This window comes from Candidatus Poribacteria bacterium (assembly GCA_026702755.1).
In the GTDB taxonomy this organism is placed as follows: Bacteria; Poribacteria; WGA-4E; order WGA-4E; family WGA-3G; genus WGA-3G.
In genome coordinates this window covers 16,018-42,281 of the sequence record JAPPBX010000051.1, presented here as the reverse complement: position 1 = coordinate 42,281, position 26,264 = coordinate 16,018, and the positions used below count along the sequence as shown (strand labels likewise).

Below are 26,264 nucleotides of genomic sequence, written 5' to 3'. Positions count from 1 at the left end.
CTAATTTCGATGGGAGCACGTTATATTCTTGCATTGGTTCTAATGGTTGCTGTAATAGTTATATGGACCCTAATTAGTCCACATATTTTCAAAAATAGTTTTGGACCCCAACCGAACGAACCAACAACTACCGAAACCCCGATACCAACAAGTCCAAGCGAAACACCCGCCGATGCTGAAACACCATCGGCATCGGATGGAGCCGATGCATCCGTCAACCCTGATCTCTGGACACCAATTCAGGAAACCCCGGAGGACGCAAAAGTCAACGTCCGGACTGATAACTATAGTATTGTCTTTAACGAAAAACTCGCAATCGCCAGAAAGTGGCAATTAAATCATTTTCCAGACCGGTCAGATGCGCATGAAGTGCCCTTGAACTTAATTCCAGAGAATGCGCTGAGCTGCCTCGCCCTCCGGTTCGCGAATTCACAGCTGGAACTTGACGCACTTCGCGCAACATGGAAGGCTGATAAATCTGAAATTGACATTACAAACGGACAAAAGAGTGAGACGCTTACTCTCAGGGCACCAATTGGAGAGAAACTACAGGTCACAAAGCAGTTCACGTTCAATCCTGGCACCTATTTCGTTGACATGGTGGTAACCTTCCAAAACATCTCTGACGAACCGTTGCTCATGGGTGGGAACGAACCCATAAATGGATACCAACTTCAGTGGGGACGAGGTATGAATGCAGATCTGTTGCCACATGAGAAAAGGAGCGGTAAACGTGGACGACGTGGTGAGGAGGGCGCGAAGGCTTACATCGGTGAGGATAAACCGAGACGCGAGCTCAAGTCGGAACAAGCCTTAGCCACAATCCTTTGGGCAGGTATGGATAGTCAGTACTTCAGCGCATTGATGATTCCGGACCCACAACTTGGGGCGACATATAAATTTATAGAGGCACCGCAGCCAGATGCCGCAACCAATATTACTGTCACTGCGCCAACGCAGACAGCAGCACTCGTGGTACCGAGTTTTGTCCTACCAGCACAGCAGAAAAGGGTGGATGCTTTCCGTCTCTATGTTGGACCGAAGGACGACACAATTCTAAAAAGCATAGAAGCACCGAATGCACCAGAGGATTTGGTCCTTCACCTGTCCAAAATTATCGACTTCGGTTTTTTCGGGGTCATTGCATGGGGAATGCTCTGGATATTCAAAGGATTACATGGGGTCTTTGGGAATTACGGTATCTCGATTATCCTGCTGACAGCTTTGGTGAAAGTCATCTCTTATCCCTTCACTCGTAAAGCACACAAGTCTATGAAGGAGATGCAGAGGCTGCAACCGCAGCTTGTGGAGTTGAAGGAGAAATACAGAGATGATCCACAGAAACTCAACCGTGCCACAATGCGACTTTACAAAGAGCACGGTGTCAACCCATTAGGCGGATGCATACCGTGGCTCCCGCAAATCCCGATCTTTTGGGCACTCTTTGCGCTTCTTGGAAGTGCAGTAGAACTCCGCGGAGCACCTTTTCTTTTCTGGATTAATGATCTCTCGGCACCTGATACTTTGGTTGAACTGCCTTTCACGATTCCATTGATTGTTACAGAGATAGATGCCATCCGTCTGCTACCGATAATAAATGGTTTGACCACTTGGCTCCAGCAGAAATTTGTTGGCAATATGACACCAACAACCGACAACATGCAAGCGAAATTGATGCAGTTTATGCCCCTAATTTTTATCTTTATCTTCTACAACTGGGCATCCGGGTTTGTGCTGTATTGGTTATGCAACAATGTATTTACAATAGCACAACAATACCTACAGAATCGAAGCGCGACTGACGACGATCAAACCGCATCAACGGACACGAAAAGGCGGAATAATCCGAAACAAAAATAGGTCCGATAAACCAGCACTGTATAACAAAGTCTACAAACCACATTGACGACTCCATCGCTGGAAACGACTCTGTAAGGAGGATATTAACCTGTGCAACACTACATTGAAACCGAAGGCGATACAGTGGAGGAAGCAATTGAACATGCGCTGAACGAACTCGAGGCAACTCGGGAGCAAGTTACAATTGACATCATTAGTGAACCGACGAAAGGAATTTTAAACTTCGGCGCAAAACCGGCGAAAATCCGGGCGACACTCAAGCAAGATGTCTCTACCGCACCAGAAACAATCCTAAGGGAGATTCTCAACCGGATGCAGATTGATGCAGAGGTTGAATCAGAATTTGTTGATGGAAGCACACATCTCAATATCGCCACAGACAGTCCCGCCTTGCTCATCGGAAAACACGGACAGACCCTTGACGCGATTGAACGACTGCTTAATTGTATCATCAATAAAGCTTCGCTTGTAAAAAAACGGGTTTTTGTTGATACCGAAGGCTACCGAGGACGGCGGGAAGATCGGCTCATTGAAATGGCGCGCCAAGTAGCAGAAAAAGTTAGGTATACTGACCGAGAGGTTGTCCTCGCACCGATGTCCGCACGTGACAGGCGCGTTATTCATGTTGCTTTGAAGGAGGACGATGTCGTTTCTACTTATAGCCAAGGTGAAGGCGAAATGCGGCGTGTCGTTGTCACAACGCAACAACCCTACAACCCTAATTAAACGCTGGTGTCCAATTTTCCTATGCTTCTGGTGCTTTAATGGGACATCATTGGTATCTCTTGTTTTGTGCGTTGGGTCCAAAAAATGAAATTCCATGATACGATTGCTGCCATCGCGACAGCACGGGGTGAAGCCGGCATCGGCATTGTCCGAGTAAGTGGTTCGCTCGCTCTGCCGATTGCCTCTGAATTGTTCCGATCACTGCGCACAGTATCCCTCGCAGAACTACCAACGCATACACTTACATACGGACACATTGTGGATGCCACCGCATCCGATGAGGTTATTGATGAAGCCCTACTTGGCATCATGCACGCCCCTAAAACGTATACGGGGGAAGACATCGTCGAATTTAACTGCCACGGTGGGATGGTGACGCTCACGGCTGTGTTGAATTTGGTAGTGAAGAGCGGTGCACGGATTGCAGAACCGGGGGAGTTCACAAAACGTGCTTTCCTTAACGGAAGGTTGGACTTGGCACAAGCTGAAGCGGTTGCTGAACTCATCGCCTCAAAGACAGATCTAAGTCGAAAAATCGCTATAGAGACACTCGCTGGGAGGCTCTCTGACACCGTAAATCGTCTGAGTGACAGACTGGCAGGTTTACTTGCAGAAATCGAGGCATCTATCGACTTTCCTGAGGAAGACTTGGATTTCATGAAGGTGGAGACGCAGCTCGAAACCGCACGTGTGGTTCAGTCGGACTTAGTTGCTCTGCTCGAAACTGCTACCGAGGGTAGAATTATCACGGAAGGTGTCAACGTCGCGATTTTGGGTAAGCCCAACGTCGGAAAATCGAGTCTTCTCAATGCGCTTGTTGGAACAAAACGCGCCATCGTCACGGATACACCCGGCACAACGCGCGATACGATTGAGGAAGCCGTTAATATCAGCGGCATTCCGCTGAAGCTCATTGATACTGCTGGTATTCGACAAACAACCGACATCGTTGAACAAGAAGGCGTTGAACGGAGCAAAGCGGTACTTGATAGGGCAGAATTACGACTGCTGATGTTTGACGCATCGCAACCTTTAAATGATGCCGATTTAGATCTTTTACAAACAGCGCAATCGTCTAAGGCGATTCTTATTCTGAACAAGATTGACTTACCGGTTGTGATACCATCAGCCGTACTACTTGCCCACTGCCCGAAAAAACGGATTGTTGAAACAGCGATTCCAGAGGGTAAAGGGCTTGACAAGTTAAAAGCAGCCGTCTGTGAGGAACTGCTTGGCGGCGAATCCGTCATCGGCGAATCGCCGATTGTGACAAACGCTCGCCATCAAGAGGCACTCCGACGTGCTAACGAAGGACTCAATTACGCGATAGAGAGCCTCGAAAACGGTATGCCTCCCGATCTCGTTGCTGTCGATTTGCGAATTAGTTTGGATGGACTCGGGGACATCGTCGGTAAGACAACGACTGAAGACATTCTCGATAGGATCTTCTCCCAATTCTGCGTTGGGAAGTGATGTCTATTGAGACGAACTACAAAAGTGGAACTTTTACCGTGATAAGGTGTGTCTATTTTTTGCACGCGAGCAGAGGGCATTAATTCTGGACACAATATCACAAAGGAGTCAGCCGTGTTAGGCGCAAAACAACAGTGGTGCCCTCGCTGCCAAAGGCACGTACAAACAGAGCAAAAGCAGTCCTTTGTTGGCAGACAGAAAGAGCTCGTCAGAATTATTATTACCTGCTTCAAGTGTCGTACGACGCTATCGAGCAAAACAACCAGCGCAGCTGCGCTTGAACAGAGCGAAGACGCTTCAACGGAACAGTAGTGCAGGTGTGCTAATGACACTCCTGAAATTAATGGAATCGTAAATTAAGACGTTATCTAAAAAAAGGAGAGAATTTATGTTTAATTCTGTTTTTCGCCGCATTTCACTCGGTGTCTTACTACTGATGGTGGGCACAGTCCCCGCGCTCATTGCGGGCGAAGGGGTTAAATGGGAAAAATCGCTTGAGGACGGCATGAAAGAAGCAGCGAAGACGGGCAAACCCGTTATGCTGGACTTCTACACTGACTGGTGAGGCTCATGTAGTCGGCTGGATGCCGAAACATTTACGGATGCTCGTATCGTCGAAATGTCCAAAAAGTTCGTTACCATCAAGGTCAATCCTGAAGATACCGAACACCCCGAAAATAGAGAAGCCCTGATGCGGTATGAAGTCCCTGGCTATCCGACGATCGTTTTCACGAGTTCGGATGGTGGTATGATCGCTCAGCACGTAGGATTCATCGGTCCTGACGGCTTTGCACCCGTGATAGAAGCTGCGTTGGAAAAAGAGGAAGCTTTCTCGAAAAAACTCGCCAAACTTGAGAAGAAACCGGACGATGCTAAACTTAACGCTCAAGTCGCGCTTACCTATTTAGATCGGAAGCAGCTTGAAAAAGCGGTCATGTTCAGCGAGAAAGCATTTGAACATGATCCGAGGAACAAATCAAAGCTCATCCCAAACTTGCATAACCAGTTGGGACTCGCTTACGCCAGGACGCTTGGTGATATGCTTGAAAGTCCTGAAGCAGAGACGACCTTTGAGGAAGCAGTCTCTCACTTCAAAACTGTGATAGACAAGTATCCGAAAAGCGATGTCCATGAACACGCTCAGCTTTATCTCGGTGTGACGTACGGCATCAAAGGGCATTTTAAAGAAGCTATTGCGGTGCTTGAAAAGTTAGCCCATCATACTTCAGATGAAGATATAAGGCGAAGTGCTGAAGCGCGTTTAGAACAGGTCAGAGATTTGGCGGAGTCCAAATAACAATCTCCGGTAGGCGCGGCTCCAAACCGCGCCTACAACGCCATCAATTCGGAAATTTCCTCTGATGTCAGAAATCTGTGCTCTCCAGATGGAAGGTTGCCCAACCGCAAACTACCCATTCGGACCCGCTTTAAACGGATTACCGAATGCCCCACGGCTTTAAACATCAGGCGCACCTGCCGTTTTTTCCCTTCATGAATTATTACCTCAAACTTCGTTGACGCGCCATCTTTACTTACCTTTAAATGCTTGACCTTTGCCGGTGCCGTTGTTCCGCTCGGGATCGTAACGCCCTGACGTAACCGTTGAATCGCGTCGTCGCGCGGTGCTCCTTTCACCCACACGAGATAGGTTTTCTCTATCTCATGGCTCGGATGTAGTAACTGGTAGGCGAAATCTCCATCGTTTGTAAAGATGAGAAGCCCTTCGGTCTCCAAGTCTAAGCGTCCGACAGGGTAGATAGTATCGGGAAGATCTGAGACGAGATCCATGACGGTGGGGCGTCCGCGTTCATCGTGCCGTGTCGTCACGTAACCCGCTGGTTTGTTCAACATCAGATAGATGTGTTCTGTTAGCGGTTCAACCGGTTTCCCTTCAAATTCAACGGCATCGGTTTCTACGTTAATCGGGTGTCCGGGAACCAAAACGGGTTCTCCGTTGACCGTAACAGCCCCCGTTTGGATGCTCTTTTTCGCTGCCCGCCGAGAGGCGATTCCTGATGTGGCAATATATTTTTCAAGTCGCATATTGGTTATCAGTTGTCGGTTATCGGTTGTCAGTTTCCTATAAATCGGGCAAACAGGGTTCCTACCTACAATCCATTCATATAATAAATCGGGCTTACAAGCGGACTTGGACTGATAGCCGATAGTTAGCTGCCACTACGGTTCTATTTGCCAGTTTTTTTCCGTCGCGATGCGCCTAAGCTGCCGGTCCGGATTAACGGCAACCGGATACCCGAACAATTCCAGTTTATGGGCATCTGTGTGGTGGTTTCCGTAGGCGTAAGAGCGGCTCAAATCAAACCCGTGTTCGGTTGCGAGTTTTTGGGCGAGTTTCGCTTTGTTTTCCGCGAAAGGGTGTAACCCAACACGTTGTCCTGTGAACTTTCCGTCAACTACCTCCAACTCGTGAGCGACCATCATATCGGTTTGGAAATGCTCATAAAACGGTTGAACAAGAAACGACAACGAACCTGACATGAGAACGACTGTGCGTCCTTCGGCGCGGTGGAAATGTATCAATTCAGCAATGTGAGGCGCGATGCTTGCACGCAGTTTGTTAATGAAACAGCGGTGGGCAATCTCATGGATATGATCCCGTTCCAAACCGCGAAGGTAAACTTTATTGGATTTCGCCACTGGTAGGGACTTAACCTTCAGAAAATTGGAAGTCCACGCGAGCAAATTCGGTATCGGAATCTCGCCGTGGTTTAACAGATACGCCAGAAAAATCTGCTCTGATGAGAGACGGATAATTGTGCCGTCCAAATCGAAGACAGCGCACGTTTTGGATGCTGTCATGTCGCCTGCTGCCCCAGTGCGTGTCGGTACGCTTTGACCGCAGATTCCAATCCTATGTAGAGTGCATCCGCCATCAGATGGTGTCCAATAGAGACTTCAAGCAGTCCGGGTAGTTTCTGCATCAGCGGTAGGTTGTCAAGATTCAGATCGTGCCCCGCGTTGATTCCAAGTCCCAAATCCATCGCCTTCACCGCTGCTTTTTCCAATAACGCAAACTCACGTTCAATCTCTGCCTCCGTTTCTGCCATGGCGTAAGGCGCGGTATAGAGTTCAATTCTGTCGGCACCAATATCACGCGTCATCGCTATCTGCTCGACATCCGTTCCGCTAAACAGACTCACGCGAATGTCGGCGTTTTTCAACGCTGCAATGATCGGTTTCAACGTGTCGCCATCTTTACGGATATCCCAAACGGTGTGGCTTGTTATCTCGCCTGCTACAACCGGAACAAGCGTGCATTGGGTTGGTTTCGTGCGTAAGACCCTATCGATAAGGTCAGGTCTCGGATCGCCTTCAATATTGTATTCAATGGTGGGTGATTTTTGGGTATTGATTTCTATTAATCGTTCGGCGATGTCCAGCACATCTGCGGGTCTGATATGGCGTTCATCTTCACGCGGGTGCACGGTGATGCCCTGTGCACCTGCAGCGATACAGGTATCAACTGCAGTGAGGACATCTGGAATATCGCCGCCGCGCGAGTTTCGTAGTGTTGCGATTTTGTTGACATTAACACTGAGAGAGATCATTTTTTCTTCCTTTTCTGTGTTTTTATTTTCTTGAAAGTTGGCGTTATGAATTAGGGGAAAATACCGAGCTGCATATAGGATTTTGCGATTCTATGGATGGCATTGATAAATGCAGCCGTTCGGCAATCCACATCATCGTTTTTACTTCTGTGTTGCATACGTGTCTCACGCAGTTCCTGATAGGCTCTTATCATCGTATCTTGGAGTCCAGAGTTCACTAAATCTTCCTCATCAGCACCATGTATTGACTGACGTTCATCTTCCGAAAACTGATAACCGGTTGCTTTCTCAACGGCGTGAAGCATTGCATGTTGAGTGCTATCTTCAAAACGTTTGCCGAGCCGTCCGAGTTGCACGTGAGAGAGGTTCCGGAGCCACTCGAAATAGGAGACGGTGACACCACCGGCGTTGAGGTAGGTATCTGGGATAATCATAATCCCGCGTTCTTGAAGAATCTCATCCGCTTCTGGGGTTGTAGGTCCGTTCGCTGCTTCAGCAATAATGGCGGCTTTAATCCGAGGTGCGTTTTCTGCTGTGAGTTGGTTCTCAAGTGCGGCTGGCACAAGGATATCGCACGCTAACTCCAAACCGTCGCTCGGATTCTCAACAGGTGTGGCACCGGGATACCCTCGGATCGACCCGGTTTCCGCGCGATGCATGGCAACTTTTTCGACATCAAACCCTCGTGGATCATAGATACCACCGTTTCGTTCAAGAATCCCAATGACGCGTGCATCCGCCTCCATTAGAAACTTGGCAGCATGATAACCAACATTACCGAAACCTTGAATAACGACGTTTTTTCCGTGTAGACCGGGGGATAGCCCAAGGGGTTTCATGTCCTCAGCAATACTACATGCCTCTTCTAAACCGAAAACGACTCCGCGTCCGGTAGCACCTTTCCGCCCATGAATCCCGTTTTGTTCGATCGGTTTGCCTGTTACGCATGCGGTAGCATTGAGTTTATCAGGTGCCATTGTGATATAGGTATCGAGAATCCATGCCATCTCAGTTTCGCTGGTTCCGAAATCCGGTGCTGGCACGTCTACACCGGGTCCGATGTAATTCTTCTGGATCAATTCATAGGTATAACGGCGGGTGATACGCTCCAATTCAGTTTCTGAATATTCGCGTCTATCCAGTTGAATACCACCTTTGGCTCCGCCGAATGGGACATCAACGAGCGCGCACTTGTACGTCATCAATGCCGCGAGTGCTATTATCTCGTCCTCATTGACGAGTGTGCTGTAGCGGATGCCGCCTTTCGTCGGGAGGCTGTGATGACTGTGCTCCGCGCGCCATCCGTGGATGGTTTGGATAGTTCCGTCATCCCGTTTTATCGGAAATGTGAAATGGCAGGAGCTGTTACAAATCTTTATCTGCTCCAACAACCCATGTGGATAGTCAGTGAATTGGGCAGCTTTATCAAAATCCCTATTCACTTTCTGGAAAAACGAGAAACCTTCTGTCATCGTGCTCTAACCTAAATGTAGGAACGGGCAAGGTACGGAGACCTCGCCCTACAATGCTTTAGATTAACAATGATACGGTGCGAAAAATTCATTCTGGAAAACCGATGCTACCGTTGCCGAATGAATTTTTGGAGTCGTGCATCCTCTTGAACTTCGCCAACATATATATCGCCGTGTGAATCCAGCCAGATGCCGTGTGGACATGCCATAAATTCACCGGGGACGGCACTGCCGCGCTCACTGCCCCACTGCGAAACGACCTCGCCATCTAACGTCATGATGGTGATACGCTGATCCAGTTCAGCGATATAGACAAAATCCTCTTCGTCGATATAGATGGTGTCTGGATGCAACAGATCTCCCCACTCTTCAATGTATTCTCCATCAAGGGTGAAGAACTGGATCCGATTGTTCTCTCGGTCGGCGACCATGAGTCTATTGCGGGGATCGACTCTGACGCAATGCGGGAGATCGAATTCGCCAGGACCGGTGCCGGGCTGTCCCCACGATTTAATCAGTTCACCATCAGGTGAATATTTATGGACACGGGCATTGCCGTACCCGTCGGTGATAAACATTTCGCCATCGGGTCCGAGTGCCAAATCCGTCGGTTTATTGAAGGGTTCTCCGTCTGCGCCGGGTTCATCGGGTGTGCCGAGTGTCATCAGCAGTTCGCCTTCAGGTGTAAACTTCCGCACGACGTGTGTGTCACGTTCCGTACAATAGATATTATCGTCGGCATCAATAAAAATTCCGTGTGCGTCCTTGAGAATATCATCGCCCCAAGAATCAATAAAGTTCCCGTTCCGATCGAAGACGACCATCGGGTGCTCACTTCGACTGTAAACATAAACGCGGTCCTGTGAATCAACAGCGACGGCGGGAACCCAACCGAATTCCCAACCTTCTGGGAGCGTCCACCAATTTTCTTCCACAGTATATTGATGTGTTCCTTGTCCAAAAGCCATAAGTTTTCTCCCTACTCCTAAAAGAATTGACATCTATTTTAGCAGGTTTGTCGCGATATCTCAAGGGAAATTTCGGGCTCATATAGGACTCTTTAGTTTCCCCTTGTAGCATAGACTGTTATTATAGGGTGCAAACTAAAAGTGGACGCTACAAAAGAGAAAACTAAATGCCCCTGGATAGCGCGTTTACTTTTCTTGATATTTTTTTTGGACTTGTGTTATATTCTGTGATACTTGGGTAAGTCTGGAACAAGAACATTAGGCGGGACCTCTATCCCGTCATTATTTCTCCGAAAACCTTCCAACAGAGGAGTATTTGAATATGGAAAACGAACGCGCCATAGAAAAAAAACAGGCGTTGAGAAATTTTATCTGGGCAGCGATGTTGCTACTCATCTTATGCTTCGCGGCTATGGGAATCCTATTTTATATGTTGATTCCCGATCTGCAAATTTCACTTGGCACAAAAAAACTCCTTTTGTTACTTGCATCAATATTTCTGCTCGCAGCACTTTTCACTTGGGTGTTTTGGTATAGACCTGCTTTAAAAAAATATAAGAGGGAATATAAGGAAGAAATAGAAATGTTTGAGAAGTCAAAGATATCGATATTCTTGAGTAGTCGAGTGTTTAAAGTGCTTCTATTTCTCATGCTCCTCGTGGCCTTTGGAATCGGTTGGTATATGGGAGACAGAATTTTCGGTTGAATGGTGATGGGAATGTTTATCGCCTCAATCAACAAGGATCTGGTTGAAAAGTGCGCGGGTCATTTCGGTCCACTTCCCGTAATCCTGCAAAAACGCTTCCACAGCGGGTGTATCGGCATCACCCGTGTATCCGAGACGGCGTGCCAACTGTCCCAATTCTGCCCGATTTTTTGGAAGCGCGTCCAGTGCCCGGTCATGGACGATCCGTAACGCATTTTCGACGCGCCGCAGAAATTGATACGCTTCGGTTAATCCATCGCGCTGTTCCTCTGTCAGGACACCGATATTTTGCAGCTTGTCAATCGCGAGCGGTGTATTTTGCACACACACAGAAGGTTCCTTTCCGCCATGCACCAGTTGAAGCGTTTGGACAGCGAATTCAATATCCACAAGCCCGCCATATCCCGATTTCACATTGGTAGTAGGTGTCTGCGCTTTGCCGCTCCGTCTGCGCCGAGTAGATGTTCTACGAGTCGCTTGTGCTTCTTTTCGTTGGCGCGTATGCACAATTTGAGCAATCTCTTCAGGCGTTAGAGATGTCCCGTAACAAAAATCGTGAGCGATTTCCAAAAATTGGTTTCCGAGCTGTTCCGTATCCCCGACTGCGACACGTGCGCGCGTGAGTGCCTGACGTTCCCAGACTTCTGCAGCGTTATCGTAGTAATTCTGATATCCCTCCAATGACAGGGCAATCGCACCACCTGTTCCGTATGGACGGAGTCGCAGGTCGATTTCATAGACACCCATTCCCTGATTTCCCGCAAGTCGATTTACTAACTCCAAACCGACGGCTGAAAAATATTCCACGTTTGGCATGCCTTGCGTCGTTTCGCCATCTGCTGAATAGACGTACATAACATCTAAGTCTGAGCTGAAGTTCAGTTCGCGACCACCAAACTTACCCATCGCGACGATTGCGAAGGTAACAGGTGTCCCATCAGGAGCAAGCGGCGTCCCGTGTGCCTCGCGGAACTCTGCCTCAATTTCTGGGTAAATCGCTTGCAGAATCGCTTCGGCTAAATCAGAGAGTTCCTGCGTTGTGTCCGGCAGTGTTGCGTTACCGAGAATGTTTCGTAAGGCGATACGCCAAATTTCGTCGTTCTTATATCGCCGCAGCATAGACAGCATCCTTCCCTCTGGTGCCTCCGCTGCAATTTTTAACGCCTCTTCCTGTTTCTTAGTGAGAGTCTTGGTACGTTCTACCAACGTTGGGACGGTGAGTAGATCAAAAAGTTCGGGGCTTACGATGAGCATATCTGCGAGATACAGACTCGTACCACAGACACGGGTCAGTGCTTCAAGCGTTGATGGCTTTTCCGCGAACATCGTGTAGTAGCTGCTACGCGCACCGACCTTGTCTGTAAATGCTGAAAGGTAGCGAAGTGCCATGTCTGGATTCGGAGAGTCTCGTAAGACACTTAGGAGCGTCGGCGCGAGTTTAAAGAAGGTGCGTCTGACACCTGGGGAGAATTGGATGCCGTCGCCACCGTTTGCGAGTCGTTTTAGGAGGCGTTGTGCCTCCCTCACATTTTCAAAGCGGAATGTGCTCAAGAAATTCTCCAACTGCTGTGGATCTTCTTCAGAAAGCAGAACGGCAATGTCAAGTCCATCTTCAGATTCAATCGAAGTTGTGGTGATTTTCCGAAAGGTGGAGCGCACTCGCTCAGTATGTACGCGATAATCCGCCCGAAATGTTTCCAGCGCATCAGTTTCTACGGAGTGTTGGTATCCGACGCGTCGGGCGAGTTCGCGTGCTTCGGTTTCCCCCTCTGGAATTGAGTAGCGCTGCTGGTCCGCCTCAATTTGAATGCCGTTCTCAACGGTACGTAAGAACCGGTAGGCAGTCGAAAGTGCGTCCGCATCCTCTGGGTCGAGGAACTCATTTTCCTTTAGTGCCGCGAGCGTTTCCAAAGTATTGTGTGAACACACGGATTTTCGCTTGGCACCGTGAATCATCTGGAGGCATTGCACGGTGAATTCGATATCACGAATGGCACCAGGACCGAGTTTTACGTGCCGTTCAAGGCTCGTATTTTCACTGATGAGCCGTTCCTCGATTCGCGCTTTGGTGCGCCGAATGTCCGCCTTAATCTCAGTGAGCGTTACGCCATCTAAGTAGCGCTGATACACAAACGGCTGAATCATGCGCATGAATTCGTCGCCAAATTCCATATCCCCGGCAACCGGTCGCGCTTTGATTAAAGCCTGACGTTCCCACAAATCACCCCAACCTTCATAGTAGCTTTCATAACTCTCCATAGAACGGATAATAACGCCTGCACTGCTTTCAGGACGCAAACGGATGTCAACCCGAAAGACGTAACCCTCTGGTGTTATCTCACTCATCGCTTTGATGATGAATTCACAAAGGCGTGAGAAATATTCGCTGTTGTCGGTCCCCATATCCGTGCGTGCATCGTCTGAATAGACAAAAATGAGGTCGATATCGGAGCTGAAGTTGAGTTCATAGCCGCCGAGTTTTCCCATCCCGATGATGGCAAAATAGCAGGGCGCGTCCCCGTCTTCGTTGAGAGGCGTTCCGAACTTGGGTTTCATTACCTGATCGCGCCCGATCTCATAGCAGTGTTGCAACGCTGCCTCTGCTAAATTGCTCAACTCCAATGTCGTTGTGGCGACATCTGCCGTTTTAAGCAGGTCGCGCAGTCCGATACGGAGCGTCTCGCGTCGTTTGTATCGCCGCAAGATACGGAGTTTTTGCTCGACCGAAGCGAACCTCGAGATTGATTGTTTAAGTTCCTGATACATTATTTCAGAAGTCTTCTGCTGTTCCATCACATCCGCATCAATGATGTCATGGAAGTATTCAGGCGTGCGAATCAATATCTCGGATAGGTAATTGGAGGCACCGAAGCAAAAGATCACGGGACGTATGAGAGACTGGGTATCTCGCAACAATTGATAGAGCCATCTGCGGTTAAATGTGACATGTGCAAAGCGTGAAAAACGACTTAAGGCAGCTTCAGGGTTCGGTGAATCTATGGAGGCTTCGAGCAAGGGGATGGCGATGTCTGCAAAGCATGCTTGGAGGTCTGCATCGTCGGTGGTGAGTTCTTGTAGGCTTCGCAGTATAGATTCGCTATCTATGCCACCGGTTCTATTGGAAGCATCAGTTAGAATCCGATGGATTTCTTCTCTATGGTCTTGTGGCAGCGATAATTCTGTGTAGTTCATCATTTTCTCCTAATGCTATTTTAGCACGATTTTTGCCTTCATTGCAAACCAATTTTCCTAAACCTGAAATCCCACTTGCCATTAACGCCGCGCTGTGCTAATATGTCCCAAAAGTTTTGAAGGAGATACATAGTTATGTTTAAGCTCGGCGTTATCAACGACGAAGTTTCACAAGACTTCGCTACCGTTGTCAATTTTGTGAAAGAATTCAATCTACACTCCATCGAAATTCGCTCGGTCTGGGACAAACTGCCACACGAGCTTACCGATACCGACATCGACGAGATGAAACGGCTATTGGACGGCACTGACATTGAGACTATCGGTGTTGCATCGCCATTTTTTAAATGCGATATGGACAACACTGCGGAACGGAAAGAACATCTCGGTATACTGGAAGGATGCATCCGAACGGCAAAGGCGTTTGACACCAATCTCATCCGGACCTTCGTCTTTTGGGACACCGGTGAAACGGAGGCGCGGTGGGATGAGATTATCGCTTCCTACGATGAACCGCGCAGAATGATAGATGGCGAAGGCATTGTGCTCGGCATGGAAAACGAATCTACGACCTCGCTCCGCACTGCCAAACTCACAGCAGAGTTTATCGAACAGATTGATTCACCGAATATCCGTGGCATCTGGGATCCCGCCAATGAAGCACACGCAAAGGGGGGCGAAACCCCGTATCCCGATGCTTACAATCGTATGAAATCAACGATGATCCACGCGCACCTCAAGGACGCGGATGCCAACCCAGACACAGGCGAAATAGAATCTGTGCCCGTGGGCGATGGTATAATCGACTGGGAAGGGCAGCTGCAAGCCTTCATTGATGATGGATATGAGGGACATCTCACCCTTGAGACGCATTGGCGACCCTCACTCAAAATTGACGATGCCATCCTTAACCGTCCTGCAGGACAAGCGTTCTCTGAAGCCGGTGAGGAAGCCTCGCGCATCTGTATTGAAAAGTTATTGGCGATGATGGAAAACTTAAAGCAGTAGGCAAATTCCAATGAAAATTAAAGCGGTTCGTACATCTCTCTACGACATCCCACCCCAAGTGGAGCGCGTTGATGCCATCCAAACCTTTGTTTCTATGGAGTTCCCTTTCATTGAGATTGAAGACGCAGATGGGGTCGTCGGCACTGGGTTTTCCTATACCATCGGCAAAGGTGGGGAAGCGATTAAACAGATTATGGATGCCTACCTCACGCCTATCCTCCTTGAAGAGGATGCCTCCAACATCGACCGGATCTGGAATCGGATGTGGATGGACACACACTGGGTCGGCAGAGGTGGCATCGTCACTTTAGGTATGGCGGCGGTGGATATTGCACTCTGGGACCTCATGGCAAAACGCGCCGAATTGCCGCTTTATCAACTCCTCGGTGGTGCGAGACCTGCTGTTCCCGTCTACAACACGGATGGTGGTTGGCTACATCTTTCTGAAGATGAGCTTGTCAGGCAGTCTGTCGCGTTTGTCGAGCAGGGTTTCAAGGGTATCAAGATTAAAGTCGGTCGCGATAGCCTCTATGAAGACGTAGCACGTATCTTCGCTGTCAGGAAAGCGATTGGGCAGGAACCCTATCTCATGATTGATGCCAACATGAAATGGAACGCCCGCGAAGCGATTCAACTTGCATGTCGTGTTGAGGAAGCGGGTCTTTTCTGGTTTGAGGAACCGATCGAAGCGGACGATGTGGATAGCCACGTGAACTTACGAGAGAAAACGACGATTCCGATCGCTGTTGGTGAGACGATTTATAATAAGTATGTTTTTAAGGAATACATCGCACAAGGCGCAGCGGACATCCTTCAACCTGATGCAGTCCGTGTCGGTGGTATCTCTGAGTGGATGAAGGTTGCGCATACGGCAGAGTGCTTCGGACTTTCGGTCTCTCCGCATTTCTTGATGGATCTTCACGTGCATCTTTCTGCAGCGGTGCCACACTCGCTGTTTGTGGAATATATTCCGTCGCTGGATCCGGTGCTTGATGATACCTTGCAGCTCAAGGATGGACACTTCTCGCCACCTGAACGTCCGGGGCACGGGATTCTGTTCAACAAGCAGAAACTGGCAGCGTATCAAATATCGTAGGTGAACGGATTTTTAATTATACCTTGCGGTTCGTTCAGGTGATGAACAAACTACCTGGTCTAACGCCTTACGAAGAATTAAAAAAACTTTGAGGAGAACTTGTGAAACTTGAAAACCGTATCGCGATTATCACAGGAGGTGGGCGCGGGATCGGTCGCTCAACCGCCTTAGCATTTGCCAAGGAAGGTGCTGATGTCGTCCTTGCCGCACGGACGGATACCGAGATAAATGCTGTCGCCGAAGAGGTGAAGCAGCTCGGCAGACAGGCACTCGCCATTAAAACCGATATTCAGTTGAAAGCCGATGTTGATGCGATGGTTGCCCAGACGCTTGACACCTTCGGCAAGGTGGACATTCTCGTTAACAACGCAGGCGTGGCGATCCACAACCCAATTCCAAAAATTCGGGAAGAGGATTGGGACCTGACAATAGCAGTCAATCTCAAGGGTGTATTTCTCGGTACGCAAGCCGTTTTCAGCCATTTATGTGAGCAGAAGTATGGACATATCGTCAATGTCTCTTCGGTTTCTGGTAAATTTGGGCATGTCAACGGCGGCGCGTATTGTGCCTCCAAATTTGCCGTTATCGGTTTCACTGAGACAACGAACAATGAAGGCAGACCGCACGGCGTGAAAGCCTCGGTTGTTTGTCCAGGTCCTGTAGACACCAAGATGCGTCGTGATAACCACCCAGATGACGTGATTGAACATCTCACACTTCCAGAGGATGTGGCAAACTTAATTCTGTTTCTGGTGACACAGCCACCCCGTGCGCATACACTTGAAACTGTTATCCGAACGCCTTTGATATAATTGAATCTGTCTTTTAAATTCGGTGCGGTTATAGACCGCACCTACTGGGGTTAGGGGTCGGAATGTTTATTGATTCGCATGCGCACATTCAACTCTCCCAATTCAATCAAGATCGCGATGCAGTGCTAAAGCGCGCGGAAGAAGCCGATGTTTCCAACATCCTCGTCATAGGGTTTGATATGGAGACGAGCTTGGGTGCTGTGGAATTGGCGGAGAAACACACGCATATCTATGCCACCGTCGGGATGCATCCGCATGATGCAAAAGATCTGACCTCCGATGTGCTAAAAACCTTTCGCGAACTCGCCACACATCCGAAAGTCCTTGCGCTCGGCGAAATGGGATTGGATTACTATCGCAATCTCTCGCCGCGTCCGTTACAAAAAGAGGCGTTTGAACAACAGTTGGATCTCGCCGAAGAGCTGCAGCTGCCTATTGTTATCCATAACCGCGATGCCTACATGGACATTTTACCTATTTTAGAGACACGGCAGGGGCGGATCCGAGGTGTGCTGCACTGCTTTACCGGTGATGTCGCGTTGATGCATAGAAGCCTTGCGATCGGATTCCATATCGGTATCGGTGGAATTGTAACCTATCCGAATGCCAAAGATATCCAAGCCGTCGCGCAGGAAGTCCGTGGGGACCGACTGCTGATAGAGACTGATTGTCCATGGCTTTCTCCCCAATTCCGACGTGGCAAACGGAATGAACCGGCTTATGTCCGCGCTGTGGCGGAAAAGATTGCGGATATTCGCAATACTTCCATAGAAGTAATCGGTGAGATAACGACGAAAAATTTTCAGAACCTCCTTGCATGTTAGCGCAAAATTATAGTTTCCGCTTCTGGAGGAGTTATCATGAACCAAAATAATAGGTTATGGGGTGCAGAACACAAATTACGCAAGGGGACTCCTATCCTTTGCTTGCTCCTTTGTTGTCTTTCATTGACCACATTTTTCGGTTGTGGTGCCGTAAGTGCTATAAAGGCTCCCTTTGCAATAGCGGGATTTATGAAGGATATGGTATCACACCTTGAAGAACGAGAAACGTTCTTAATAGAATCTGCGGAAAAACCTTTAACGGAAAGCCAAGAAAAACTCTTAACACAAGTTCTTCAAGAAGAAGGAACTTTGGATGTAGTTTTGTCAAGTCATCCTTATTTGACTTATCTTGAAGCGCAAGTCGGCGCAGCATATAAAGATTATCCGACGTATCTTACCGCAGTTCCCACCACTGAACAGAAATCAGCTGCTACGTCCGCGCTTAAAGAGATTCTTCCACCGGAGGCAACGGATGAGCAAACCCAAATCTGCATAGATTTCTATTTCAAATTCCGTGAGTTGATCGCGAACGAACCAGACATCACTACCGACTCAGAAGAAATAGAACCCTTCATAGAGATGCACCTGATTGATCCATTAATGGATACTTATTCATCAGAGATGTCCACTTCCGATACGATAAAATTAATGAAGATAGCTGCAGTGCCGAGTGGTATGGCTCCACTGGATACAGAAGTATTGCGTAAAATCTGGCTTGAGCAGCTGGAGGTTTACGGTTCCTGGGAAGGACTGCTACGTTGTGCAATCTCAACCCCCGACGAATTTGCCCTCATCCGTTCGTTTTTTGAGGATGCTGCCGCCCTTGAAAGATGGATTCGGCTCCCACCTAAATAGGAGTGATTCCTGACAGATGAAGCTTCTTAATCTCCGTATGTATGCGATGGTGCTTGCGCTGGTTTGTGTCTGGATGATTTTCACACTACTGACCGGCGGCACTTTCCTTAGCACTCGGAATCTATCCAACCTCTCCCGCCAAGCCGCCGTCACAGCTATCCTCGCTGTCGGCATGACACTCGTCATCGTTTCTGCCAACATTGATTTGTCTGTCGGTTACGGTGCTGGGCTGCTCGGTGCTATCGGCGCGATTGTGCACGTCTGGTGGGGGCAACCGATTGTTGTGACACTCCTTGCCGTTATCTGTATCGGTATCCTGATGGGGCTGATGCAAGGATATCTCGTGGCGTATCAGCGAATCCCAGCGTTCATCGTCACATTGGGTGGCTTCTTAGTCTATCGCGGCTTGATGTTAGCCTTTACCAAAGGCGAGACCATCCTTCTTCCAGACAATTGGCTTAAAGCAATTGGCAACGCGTATCTTTCACCCACACTTGGATGGATCCTCATGATTGTTGAGCTGGGCATCAGCGGTTACGGTTTTTATCGGCAGCGCGCTGCACGAATAAAATACGGCACAGAACAAACCTCTCTCCATATATTCCTATTGAAAGTAGCCGGAATATCGGCATTAATTGTGGCGTTCATCACCGTGATGAATGCCCATAAAGGGATTCCATTTCCTGTATGTATTCTGTTCGGGTTGGCGTTCGTGTTTCATTTCATAGCGAACCGCACCCGTTTCGGACGTTATGTGTACGCGGTGGGTGGAAACGCTGAGGCGGCGTACCTCTCCGGTGTCAACGTGCGCAGTATTACGTTGCGGGTATTCGCGACAATGGGTGCCTTGATGGCGGTTGCTGGTATTGTGATGACAGCGCGCGTGGGAAGTGCCAGTCCAGAAGCCGGACGACTACTGGAGTTGGATGCCATCGCCGCGTGTGTCATCGGTGGTGCCAGTTTAATGGGTGGACGCGGGAGTATCTTCGGTGCAATTCTGGGTGCGTTTGTGATGGAGAGCCTCAATAACGGCATGAGTATGGCGAACATGGATGCCTCGTGGCAGGATATAATCAAAGGGATTGTGCTTGTTGCAGCAGTCGGATTCGACATGGCATCCCGGCGGCGATGAAGGTTCCCTTTACCGAATTCCGCGATTCAGAAAAAATTTTAAACCCTTTTCCCAAAATTTTCCCTCTTTATAACTGAAATCTTATTGGGGATTTGTCTATGCGATATGATTCATCAACGTACACAGACTTGACAGATGAAGAACTCATTAGGCTCGTGCAATCGGGCGATGAGGAAGCATTTGCGCAACTCGCAGCCCGCTATAGCTCGAGAATTTGGCAATTGGTCGTCTGGAACTCCCGCCAAGCCCGCGATGCCGAAGAGATCTTTCAGGACATTTGGGTAGCCGTCTGGGAAAACATCGGCGGTCTCCGAGAGGTCAGTAGTTTCGGTGCATGGCTTCGGAAGATAGCCTATACTACCTGCAGAAGGTACTACACCCGCAACACGCGTGCGAGCGGTGAAATCCTTCAGAGTGCGGAGCAGCTGGCTGAAACTATTGATCGGAATGCGATTGCTCGTTTTCGAGAGACGGAACTTCGCGCAGCTGTAGCGGAGGCAGTGTATGACCTTCCTGAGAAGGTGCGTACTGTCGCAGTGCTGTATTACTTAGAGATGTGGACCATCAAAGAGATTGCGGAGGAGATCGGCTTGGCAGTTGGCACCGTCAAGACGAGGCTCAGAGAGATTCGGGCACTCCTGCGTAAGGAATTTGGTGTTGAAGAGGTTAAGAGGGAAACAACTATGACGCAAAAAAAAGAGGTATCCAAGTCGTCGCAGAACATCATTAAAGTCTTCGGTGTCGGCGACGCGGGTGGCAACGCCATCAAACGGATGATTGCGGCCGGTTTGAAAGAAATTGAGTTTTACGCTGTGAATACGGATTTAGAAGCACTCCGTACGTGTGATGGGGCAACACAGGTGCAAATCGGTGCTGAAATCACGCAAGGACTTGGTGCAGATGCGAATCCAGAGGTAGGCAGAGGGGCGGCTGAAGAAGATTTGGAAACGCTCAATACCGTCGTTGCGGATGCGCGTCTGGTTTTCGTTACTGCTGGCATGGGGGGCGGGACAGGGACAGGTGCAGCACCTTTAATCGCATCTCTCGCCCGGGAGCAGGGGGCTTTAACAATAGGCGTTGCAACAAGCCCGTTCGATTTTGAGGGACAACGCCGCGCCGAGCAAGCAGGATACGGACTTCAGGAACTCCGAGACAACACTGATGCCGTTATCGTGATCCCGAATCAGCGACTCCTTGATACTGTGGATGTGGAGCCCTCAACGAGCGAAGCGTTCAGCATGAGCGATGAAACCGTGGTGCTCGGCATGGAAACTATCGCCGATATTATTGTGGACTCGGGCGAGATTAACGTTGACTTTGCCGATATAGAGAGCATCATGAACGATGCTGGCACGGTGATGATGGGTGTAGGACAAGCGAAAGGTGAAAACCGGGCGCGAATCGCTATGGAAAACGCTATGACCTCACCACTGCTGGATGGGAAAAGCATTGGAGGTGCAACTGGGTTGATCACTAAAATTAGTGCCCCACCAGACTTCATGATGAATGAGTTGGATGCATCGATGAGTGTGCTTCAAGATGAGGCATTCGACGCACAGATTATTTTTGGACTGGCCTATAGGGACGATGATCCTGAACCTAATGACACGGTTATCGTCACTATCCTTGCAAACAAGGTTGAACCACAGCGTGGATCGACCACTCCACTCTCGACTCAGAAGAGCGATACTTCACCGGGAGATGGTACTTCTGTTCCGTCCACAACCGGTTCCGAATTTGTTCATCTACACAACCATAGCGAATACAGCATGCTCGATGGGGCATGCCGTATTCCGGATATGGTGGATTGGGCAGTCGAAAATAGCGTCCCTGCTGTCGCACTTACCGACCACGGCAACATGTTCGGGGCATGGGAACTCTACAGCAAGGCAACAGAGGCGGGGGTTAACCCGATCATCGGTTGTGAGGTGTATGTCGCACACGGGAGCCGAAAGACACGTGAGCAGGAACAGGGGGGTCCCTATCACCTCACACTACTCGCTGAGGATGCGACCGGCTATAGGAATCTCTTGGAACTGGTATCAATCGGATACACAGAGGGGTTCAATCGCAAGCCGCGTATTGACATGGAAATCCTGCGCGAATACCGGGACGGGGTTATCGCGCTGACGGGGTGTATCCAAGGACAGGTGCCACAACTCATCTGTGCAGATCGGCGAGACGAAGCGATTCAGAATTTCAAAACCTTGATGGAGATCATGGGGAAACGGAACCTCTACGTTGAGGTGCAGAATCACTACATTGACAAGGAACTTGAAGCGTATCCAGTGATGGTTGAATTGGCGAAAGAGTTCAATCTTCCGCTCGTCGGCACAAACGATTGCCACTATCTTCGCAAATCTGACCACGGGATGCACGATGTACTCCTCTGTATCCAGACCAAGAAAACTGTCAATGACCAAAGGCGGCTCCGCTATGACAATCATTTCTACTTTAAAAGTGTTGACGAAATGCGAGAGGCTCTGAAGGATTATCCACCAGAGGCGATCAGCAACACGCTTGAAATTGCGAATCGGTGCAACCTTGAACTCGACTCTCAACGCGACCCGATGCCGAAATACGAGGTCCCCGAAGGGTACACACACGACGGTTATCTCAAAGAGTTGTGCTACCAAGGCTTACGCGAGAAATATGGCGAACTCTCTGAACCTATCCGACAGCGGATTGATTATGAGTTGGGAATTATCAAACAAGGGGGGCACGCCAACTATTTTCTGATTGTTGGAGATTATGTCAACTACGCCCAAAAACGGGAATACCCAATTACAGCGCGCGGTTCTGCTGCTGCCAGTCTTGTACTACATGCACTCGATGTCGTTAGTTTCAATCCGATGGATCACGGTTGTCTGTTTGAACGGTTTTTAAATCTCGAACGTACCAATCGACCCGATATCTTTATTGATTTCGCCGACCGCGCCCGTGAATCTGTGATTGAGTATTTAACAAAAAAATATGGCGTGGATTCCGTGGGTAAAGTCGCTACCTTTGCTACACTGGGTGCAAAAGCTGCTATCAAGGATGTCGGACGCGCACTTGAGGTGCCGCTTGAAAATGTCGAAAAATTGACCGAACTTATTCCGTCCATTTCCGGTATAACACTTGATGAAGTTTTGGAACGGATGCCCGAATTTCAGACGCTTGCGGAGCTCCCTGAAAATCGAGAGTTGATGGATCTCAGCAAAGCGGTGGAAGGTATGAAACGGCACGTTTCCTGTCATGCCTCCGGAATCGCGATTTCAGACGGTCCGCTGACAAATTACGTTCCGCTCTTCAAGGATAGACACGACCAGGTCGCCGTGCAATTTGAAGGGAAAACCGTTGAAGAGGTTGGCATCATCAAACTTGATTCCCTCGGTTTACGGAGTCTTAGCGAGGTACACGACTGTCTTGAGATGATTGAGACGAACCACGGTGTTAAGCTTAAACTGGAAGAGATTCCTTTTGACGATAGGGAAACCTACTCGCTCGTTAGCAACGGACTTATTGCCGGTTTATTCCAGTTGGAAGGTTCCGAGGGTATGCTTCGCGTTGTCACAGAACTCAAACCGGACAATTTTGAGGAGTTCTCCGCTATTCCCGCGCTCTATCGCCCGGGTCCGATAGAAAATGGAGATATGCAACAGTACATAGATCGGAAGAACAGGTTACAGCCTGTAGAATATATACACTCTTCGCTTGAGGGTGTGCTTAAAAGCACTTATGGGGTCTGTATCTACCAAGAACAGGTGATGCAAATCGCACACGATATCGCAGGCTTTACGCTCGGTGAAGCGGATGTCCTCCGCAATGCAATGGGCAAGAAAAACGAGGTATTGATTGCCGCGCAGCGTGAGAAATTCGTTGAGGGTGCGGCGAAAAAGACAAACCTCGCTAAAAGCGAGGCTGAAGAGGTGTTTGATTGGCTGGAGTCAATTGGGCACTATGCCTTTAATAAGTCGCATACTGTCGCTTACTCGATGTTGGCGTACCGTATGGCGTACCTAAAAACGCACTACCCAACTGAATTCATGGCGGCGATGATGATCGGGGAGGCAGGCGATTCAACGAAAATTGTCCGCTACCGAGAAGAGTGTGCAAAACTCTCTGATTTCTTGGGTGTAGAAGTCAATGTGTAGCGTCTGTGCCCATTATCTTGCCAGATCCCGCGCCTCTTTGAACTTGTCCTTAGCAAACTGTCCCCACTCCTTTCTTTTCTGGTTGCGGACTGTTGGGTTTTCCCAAGTACTAACTGCCATCTCCATCGCCTCTTCTTCAGTTATCGGCATCTTCGTTAAAGCTGCGATCGCAGCCTCGCGCTTTGCTGGGTCTTTACACTTTCGGATTGCTTTCCACGCGTTGACGAGATCCTTATGAGAATCAATAATCAAAACGCCGAAGAGACCATTGACAATATCCCATCGGGTGCTGCCTTTATCGGAGTTGTATAGAAACAGATTCCCTGCTGTACTGAATGGGTTTGGGACGATGCATCTTTCTCCCAATTCATCGTAGAGTGCTGGCAACACACTCGCTCGGTTTAAGCCACCCTTCCATTCGGGCCCCTCTGGATCGGTGTCGCGGAGCATCCAGAGTTTCTGAGCATCTTCCGATAAAACGAATTCAAGAAACTTTTGCGCGACGGGTAAGTTCGGCGCGCCTTTGAGAATTGCAATTGGATCGGCAGTGATAACCGTGCCATCGGCTGGGACAACATATTTGATCTTATCTGCCCCGACGACAGCAATTTGACCGTAGGCGTAAAAATCGATTGCAAGCCCGTAAATAGCTTGTCCAGCGACAACATCTGTCGGGATGGCGTTAGCACCGGCGGAGAAGCCGCGGACATTCGCGCCGATTTTCGTCAGGAGTGAGAAACCTTCTTCCCATCCAAGGGTTTGAAGGATAATTTCATAGACCATGTGTGCGGAACCGCTTTCTCTCGGATCCGCTGCACCAATTCTACCGAGCAACGCCGAGTCTCCCAAATCCTGCCATCCCGAGGCTTTCGGGAGTTGTAGCATTTCACGGAGCTGCTCATTGTACATGATACCGAAACTGGATAACGCTGCGCCATACCATTGATGTTCGGCATCATAGAGCGGAATCCCTTGAAACGATTGTGTCATCTGCTCAAGTTGCGCTTCGGGGAGTTTGTAGGCGTGTAACCATCCATTATTTGAGAGACGAAGGTAGTTGTCAGTACCGCCACCGAAGAAAATATCAATATTGATGCCTTCGGGCACCCGTTTAAATTCCGATTCAATGAATCGATAGTTAGAAGAGGTTCCTCCGACATCTCGCCAATCGGTTTTGACGGTTCTGCCGGTCTGTGCCTTATACCATTGCTCGAAATTTTTGCCAAATTCTGCCTCAATGCCCTCTGGATGCGGGGAGATAATGATGAGTTCATCTTGGGCAAACAAAATAGCGGGCAGTGCCAGAAGACATAGCACAATTCCCCATGTTACAATATACACGCTGCAACGTCTTAGGGATTTTTTTAAATAGGACATGTTTTTAATTCTCCTTCTTTTATCCGTGCGGGAATACTGAAGACTTACAGTTATGGTGAAAATGTTGGTTGTTGGTCGAGGATATAATTAATCGGATTCACCCATTTCTCTCTTTTCGCGTCATAAACTCCGTAGTGGAGATGCGAACCGGTGCTGCGTCCCGTGTTTCCAACGTAGCCGATAATATCGCCACGCACCACTTCGTGCTCGACTTTGAGACCATCGGCGTAACCTTCCAAATGCGCGTATAATGTTTTAAACTGGTCTCCTCCATGGGTGATCTCAACTGTTTTTCCGAAATAACCGTTACTTTCAATTTTTGAGACTGTTCCATCAGCGGCAGCGATAACAGGAACGCCAGCACGGGTTTTAATATCCAATCCTTGGTGGAATTCGCGCTTCTTCGTCAACGGGTGAATACGCCATCCATAGGGTGAAGAGTACCAATAACCGTATTTCTCCCCGTTCTCCTGTTGGAGTTTCACCGGTAGAATTGAAGGATACCCATCAATTTGTTTTTGGTGCGTGCTGGTATAGTCGTAGAGAGGCAGAATCTCTTCTCTCAGGACGCGAGGTGTTAGTGGTTTTAACATCCCGTTTTCATGGGCTGCGGCATCGGTAGTCGCTTCGGCGTTTTCCTGTTGGGCATCAGTTTGGTCCTCAGTTCCTTCGGATTCCCAAGGGGTACTGTCTCCGCCGCCTTGCCCAAGAATCCCCAAAGCCTCCTGAATCGTTTTTGCCATCTGGCGAATATCTTTCATCTCTTCATTAACATCAGCGAGTTCCGATTCGACCTGAAGTTTTGCCTGCATTAATTTATCATTTTCTTCCAGACTCGCTTGTAGTCTTTTTTCGGCACCAGTTTCATGGAACTTCTGGAAGAGCCCGTAGCCAATCCCGCTGATCCCTATTAATAATAAAACTAAAACAGTGAGGGCGAAAAGTAAGATGTGCCCTTTGCTGATTATATGTTGGCGAACTGAGTTTCCACGAGACGAGGTAAAAACGAGGATATTCATCCAATCAATCCTCCTTTATGATTAGGACGACTTACGCAT

At 48.8% G+C, this 26,264-nt stretch carries 21 protein-coding genes; 13 read left to right on the top strand and 8 right to left on the bottom strand.

What is annotated here, in order from left to right; genetic code table 11:
* Window positions 1-9 precede the first annotated feature (9 nt).
* The 5 genes from yidC to OXH39_09720 all read left to right on the top strand — a co-directional run bounded on the left by yidC (window position 10) and on the right by OXH39_09720 (window position 5,356).
* Window positions 10-1,860 carry a membrane protein insertase YidC gene (gene yidC, locus OXH39_09740; protein MCY3550725.1) on the top strand — a complete coding sequence of 617 codons (1,851 nt, stop codon included), beginning with the start codon at window positions 10-12 and terminating at the stop codon, window positions 1,858-1,860.
* Window positions 1,861-1,950: 90 nt separating this feature from the next.
* Entirely contained in the window at window positions 1,951-2,586 is a 636-nt protein-coding gene (locus OXH39_09735) for a protein jag (protein MCY3550724.1), read from the top strand.
* A gap of 84 nt (window positions 2,587-2,670) precedes the next feature.
* Complete coding sequence (gene mnmE, locus OXH39_09730) at window positions 2,671-4,059, top strand: tRNA uridine-5-carboxymethylaminomethyl(34) synthesis GTPase MnmE (GenBank protein MCY3550723.1); 1,389 nt, start codon at window positions 2,671-2,673, stop codon at window positions 4,057-4,059.
* 388 nt (window positions 4,060-4,447) lie between these two features.
* Window positions 4,448-4,624, top strand: coding sequence for a hypothetical protein (locus OXH39_09725; GenBank protein MCY3550722.1), 177 nt, complete (start codon window positions 4,448-4,450; stop codon window positions 4,622-4,624).
* A gap of 54 nt (window positions 4,625-4,678) precedes the next feature.
* Window positions 4,679-5,356, top strand: coding sequence for a hypothetical protein (locus tag OXH39_09720; protein ID MCY3550721.1), 678 nt, complete (start codon window positions 4,679-4,681; stop codon window positions 5,354-5,356).
* Between the two features lie 32 nt (window positions 5,357-5,388).
* Here the strand turns inward: OXH39_09720 and OXH39_09715 are convergent, their stop codons facing one another.
* The 5 genes from OXH39_09715 to OXH39_09695 all read right to left on the bottom strand — a co-directional run bounded on the left by OXH39_09715 (window position 5,389) and on the right by OXH39_09695 (window position 10,068).
* A complete protein-coding gene (locus OXH39_09715) occupies window positions 5,389-6,102 on the bottom strand; it encodes a pseudouridine synthase (GenBank protein MCY3550720.1) in 714 nt (237 codons plus the stop codon).
* A gap of 135 nt (window positions 6,103-6,237) precedes the next feature.
* On the bottom strand, window positions 6,238-6,879 hold the full coding sequence (locus OXH39_09710; protein ID MCY3550719.1) for an HAD-IB family hydrolase: 642 nt from the start codon (window positions 6,877-6,879) through the stop codon (window positions 6,238-6,240).
* Window positions 6,876-7,628 carry a pyridoxine 5'-phosphate synthase gene (locus tag OXH39_09705; protein ID MCY3550718.1) on the bottom strand — a complete coding sequence of 251 codons (753 nt, stop codon included), beginning with the start codon at window positions 7,626-7,628 and terminating at the stop codon, window positions 6,876-6,878. The genes OXH39_09710 and OXH39_09705 overlap by 4 nt, the downstream gene beginning before the upstream one ends.
* Before the next feature lie 50 nt (window positions 7,629-7,678).
* Window positions 7,679-9,100, bottom strand: a complete 1,422-nt coding sequence (locus tag OXH39_09700) for a Glu/Leu/Phe/Val dehydrogenase (GenBank protein MCY3550717.1) — start codon at window positions 9,098-9,100, stop codon at window positions 7,679-7,681.
* Window positions 9,101-9,207: 107 nt separating this feature from the next.
* A complete protein-coding gene (locus OXH39_09695) occupies window positions 9,208-10,068 on the bottom strand; it encodes a peptidyl-alpha-hydroxyglycine alpha-amidating lyase family protein (protein MCY3550716.1) in 861 nt (286 codons plus the stop codon).
* A gap of 322 nt (window positions 10,069-10,390) precedes the next feature.
* On the opposite strand from OXH39_09695, the gene OXH39_09690 reads away from it, so the two are divergent.
* Entirely contained in the window at window positions 10,391-10,774 is a 384-nt protein-coding gene (locus tag OXH39_09690; GenBank protein ID MCY3550715.1) for a hypothetical protein, read from the top strand.
* A 24-nt stretch (window positions 10,775-10,798) separates the two neighbouring features.
* Here OXH39_09690 and OXH39_09685 read toward each other — a convergent pair whose 3' ends face one another.
* Entirely contained in the window at window positions 10,799-13,966 is a 3,168-nt protein-coding gene (locus OXH39_09685; protein ID MCY3550714.1) for a hypothetical protein, read from the bottom strand.
* 135 nt (window positions 13,967-14,101) lie between these two features.
* Between OXH39_09685 and OXH39_09680 the strand changes: the two genes are divergently transcribed.
* The 7 genes from OXH39_09680 (at window position 14,102) to ftsZ (ending at window position 23,829) form a co-directional block, all read left to right on the top strand.
* On the top strand, window positions 14,102-14,974 hold the full coding sequence (locus OXH39_09680; protein MCY3550713.1) for a sugar phosphate isomerase/epimerase: 873 nt from the start codon (window positions 14,102-14,104) through the stop codon (window positions 14,972-14,974).
* A 10-nt stretch (window positions 14,975-14,984) separates the two neighbouring features.
* Entirely contained in the window at window positions 14,985-16,070 is a 1,086-nt protein-coding gene (locus OXH39_09675) for a mandelate racemase/muconate lactonizing enzyme family protein (GenBank protein ID MCY3550712.1), read from the top strand.
* A gap of 101 nt (window positions 16,071-16,171) precedes the next feature.
* Entirely contained in the window at window positions 16,172-16,882 is a 711-nt protein-coding gene (locus OXH39_09670; GenBank protein MCY3550711.1) for an SDR family NAD(P)-dependent oxidoreductase, read from the top strand.
* A gap of 62 nt (window positions 16,883-16,944) precedes the next feature.
* Window positions 16,945-17,706: a TatD family hydrolase gene (locus tag OXH39_09665; protein ID MCY3550710.1), complete on the top strand. Its 762-nt coding sequence runs from the start codon at window positions 16,945-16,947 to the stop codon at window positions 17,704-17,706.
* Between the two features lie 36 nt (window positions 17,707-17,742).
* Window positions 17,743-18,561, top strand: coding sequence for a hypothetical protein (locus OXH39_09660; protein MCY3550709.1), 819 nt, complete (start codon window positions 17,743-17,745; stop codon window positions 18,559-18,561).
* Window positions 18,562-18,577: 16 nt separating this feature from the next.
* Complete coding sequence (gene gguB, locus OXH39_09655) at window positions 18,578-19,693, top strand: sugar ABC transporter permease (protein ID MCY3550708.1); 1,116 nt, start codon at window positions 18,578-18,580, stop codon at window positions 19,691-19,693.
* Between the two features lie 98 nt (window positions 19,694-19,791).
* On the top strand, window positions 19,792-23,829 hold the full coding sequence (gene ftsZ / locus OXH39_09650; protein ID MCY3550707.1) for a cell division protein FtsZ: 4,038 nt from the start codon (window positions 19,792-19,794) through the stop codon (window positions 23,827-23,829).
* 12 nt (window positions 23,830-23,841) lie between these two features.
* Here the strand turns inward: ftsZ and OXH39_09645 are convergent, their stop codons facing one another.
* On the bottom strand, window positions 23,842-25,206 hold the full coding sequence (locus tag OXH39_09645; GenBank protein ID MCY3550706.1) for an extracellular solute-binding protein: 1,365 nt from the start codon (window positions 25,204-25,206) through the stop codon (window positions 23,842-23,844).
* A gap of 50 nt (window positions 25,207-25,256) precedes the next feature.
* Window positions 25,257-26,225 (bottom strand): M23 family metallopeptidase, encoded by a 969-nt coding sequence (locus OXH39_09640; protein ID MCY3550705.1) that lies wholly within the window; start codon window positions 26,223-26,225, stop codon window positions 25,257-25,259.
* Between the last annotated feature and the right edge of the window lie 39 nt (window positions 26,226-26,264).